The organism is Hymenobacter agri (assembly GCF_054778495.1).
In genome coordinates this window covers 1-3,077 of the sequence record NZ_BAAGZM010000519.1, presented here as the reverse complement: position 1 = coordinate 3,077, position 3,077 = coordinate 1, and the positions used below count along the sequence as shown (strand labels likewise).

Below are 3,077 nucleotides of genomic sequence, written 5' to 3'. Positions count from 1 at the left end.
CGTCAAGCCACTGGTTCACGTCGTAATAATAAAACTGCTTGCTCCAGAGCATGCCGGCAAAGGCCTGGCGCTGCACATTGCGGGCGTCGGCATCGGCCAGACCCGCCTGTAGCTCAGTGTAAAATAGGTCGGCTTCGGCCTGGCGCAGCCTCAGGGTTTGGTCGAAATCGGCAAAAGGGGTTTCCTGGCCAGGCGCGGCCAGGCGCAGGCGCACCACACGGGTGGCGCCGGGGCCGATGGCCAACTCGTAGTGCGCGGCGGCCTTGGTGCCGGTTTGGGCGGGGTTTACGGCATCGGCCTGGCCCTGCAGCAGGTAGTTGTTGATACCATCTTTGAAGAACTGCTCATCGGATGGCGCCTCGTAGAGGCGGGCGTTGTTGGTGGCGTTTTCGCAGAAGAGCAGCGTGGGGGCTTCGTCGCAATACAATGTGAGCGCGCCCAAATCCCGGTGCTCGGCGTGAATGTGGCCGTCGGCCGTGGCCGACAGCGCCGGGCGGTAGTCATCATTGCCCCAGGCCCAAGTGTTGCGAAACCAGAGATGCGGCAGCAGGTGCAGCTTCGTATCGTCGGGCCCGCGGTTAACAATGGTGAGTTGGATGAGAATATCCTCAGTATCGGCCTTGGCAAACTCGACGAACACGTCGAAGTAGCGGCTTTCGTGGAACATGGCCGTGTCCATCAGCTCGAATTCCGGCTTCATCCGGTCGCGGCGGGCGTTTTCCTTCACCAGCCACTCGTAGGGGAAGGCGTGCTGCGGGTACTTGTACAGCATCCGCTGGTACGAGTGCGTGGGCGTGGCGTCGAGGTAATAGTACACCTCCTTCACGTCCTCGCCGTGGTTGCCCTCGGTGCCGCTCAGGCCGAACAGGCGCTCTTTCAGGATGGCATCCTGCCCGTTCCAGAGGCCCAGGCCGAAGCAGATGGTTTGCTGGTCGTCGCAAAAGCCGGCCAGGGCCTCCTCGCCCCAGCGGTAGGCGCGGCTGCGGGCCTGGTCGTGGGTGGTGTAGTTCCAGGCATCGCCGTTGGCCGAGTAGTCTTCGCGCACGGTGCCCCACTGGCGCTCGGCCACGTAGGGGCCCCATTTGCGCCAGGATTTTTGGCCGTCGCGGGCTTCCTGTAGGCGTTGGTGTTCGGGGGTCATGCTTGATTAAGGGTTGAGTATTGAATGTTGAGTGTTGAGTTGCGTTTTGAAAGGCGCACAACGGCTAACTCAACATTCAAAACTCAACCCTCAACACTTCATCACCCATTGTCGGCGAAGCCGGGATACAAGGTCATGCCGCCGTCCATGAAAATGGTTTGGCCGGTGATGTAGTCGGCTTCGTCGGAGGCGAGCCAGGCGGCGAGGTTGCCGATGTCGGCCGGGTCGCCCACGCGGTTGTAGGGAATGAGCGTGAGCAGGGCTTTTTCCTCCTCGGGCGTGTCGCGGGCCGAGAGGTTAATAGGCGTGGCGATGGCGCCGGGCGCGATGCTGTTGACGCGGATTTTGTGCGGCGCGAGCTCCTGCGCAGTGCTTTTCATCAACTGCATGATGCCGCCTTTGCTGGCCGCGTAGTTCACGTGGCCGGCCCACGGAATGACTTCGTGCACCGAGCTCATGCAAATGAGCTTGCCGGTGGCGCGGGAAATCTCAGGCTGCTCGCCGCGGCGGATGAACTCGCGGGCTCCTTCGCGCAAGCAGAGGAACTGGCCCGTCAGGTTCACGTCAATCACCTTCTGCCACTGGGCCAGGGTCATATCCACAAACTTGGCATCGACCTGCAGTCCGGCGTTGGCCACCACGATGTGCACCGTACCGAACCGCTCGATGGTTTGCTTAAACATGGCCTGCACTTCGTCTTCCTTGCTCACATCGGCCTTGATGGCCAGGGCCGTGCCGCCGGCCGCCTCGATGGTGGCGACGGTAGACTTCGCGCCGTCTTCGTCGTGGCCGTAGTTCACTACTACGGATGCGCCGTGGGCGGCCAGCGCCACGGCCACGGCCACGCCGATGCCGGAGCTGGCGCCTGTGACGAGGGCAATTTGGTTGGCAAGACGCCGGGGGTCGGGAGTTGCAGGCATGAGCTAAGTTTTGGGGTTGAAGGATGACAGGCCAATGCTACGGCCCGGCGCTGAGGTTTCGATGAAGCCGCGGCGGCAGCATTATGCCACTGCCTGAACGTACGCGCACTGTCGGGCTTGGTTTGGTTTTCATGCCCCGAGATAGGTAAGCTAGCGCGCCAAGCAGTTTCACACTCATGGCTCGGGCAGCAGTGTCATCCACCATTACCAGCACAATCCGAGCCGCAGGCTCGCCCCCAGTCGGCACGCGTCGTAGACGCGCACCGGCAGCACCGGACGGGGGCGGGGCCCGCTCCTACTTCACTTCTTCGCCGTTTTTGTCAATGAGGAAGCGGCGGCCGTTCTGCGTCACGCGGGCTTTGCCATCGACAAAGTCGGCAGCCAGCTGGTAGCGACCAAAGGGCTTGGTGCCGCTGGTGGGGTCTTTGAGGTAATCGGGGGTGATGAAGGTATAGCCATCGGCCAGGCGCACGCGGGCCAGACCATCGACGAAGGAATACGCTTCCTTGAAAATTACCGGCTTGTCGGGCACTTCGGGGCCGTTGATGTAGAACCAGCCGCGGTGGTCGAGTACGGCGGCGTGGCCTTCGGCGAAGTCGAGCGCGTTGAAAAAGTAGTGGTCGAACTCCTGGCCGCCTTCTTCAAGGAAGGTGTAGGCCTCCCCTACCCGCACCCGGGCGTAGCCGCCGCGGTAAGGGTTGATGGCATCGTAGGCCGGCGCAACTACCGGTTTACCGGCTTCATCCACCAGCCCAAATGCACCGTCTTTCTCCACCACCGCCTGCCCATCCACAAACGGCGCGGCCGACGCGAACTGAGCCTTAATGACTGGCTCGCCGCTGGCGTTGGCATAGCCCCAGCGGCCGTTTTCCTGGTAGGGCACCGGCTCAGAGCTACTCCGGTGCGCAAAAGCCCACACGAGCAGTACAAGCAGCACGGCACCACCCGCGCCCAGCAGCAGGCGCGGCCGGGCACGGGCTTCGGTGGCAAGATGTTGCAGGTGCGGCCGCGCCGCC

General features: G+C 62.8%; 2 protein-coding genes and 1 pseudogene. All 3 read right to left on the bottom strand.

Annotated features, from left to right (window positions below):
- A pseudogene (locus ACYVDE_RS18665) lies at positions 1 to 1,141 on the bottom strand (MGH1-like glycoside hydrolase domain-containing protein); the annotation flags it as partial.
- 101 nt (positions 1,142 to 1,242) lie between these two features.
- Positions 1,243 to 2,061 carry an SDR family oxidoreductase gene (locus ACYVDE_RS18660; protein ID WP_460503055.1) on the bottom strand — a complete coding sequence of 273 codons (819 nt, stop codon included), beginning with the start codon at positions 2,059 to 2,061 and terminating at the stop codon, positions 1,243 to 1,245.
- A gap of 295 nt (positions 2,062 to 2,356) precedes the next feature.
- The coding region (locus ACYVDE_RS18655; protein ID WP_460503054.1) for a WG repeat-containing protein at positions 2,357 to 3,077 on the bottom strand (721 nt) is incomplete at its 5' end.

Coding starts and splice junctions, on each gene's coding strand:
- ACYVDE_RS18660 (WP_460503055.1), bottom strand. CDS start 2,061: ATGCCTGCAACTCCCGACCCCCGGCGTCTTGCCAACCAAATTGCCCTC.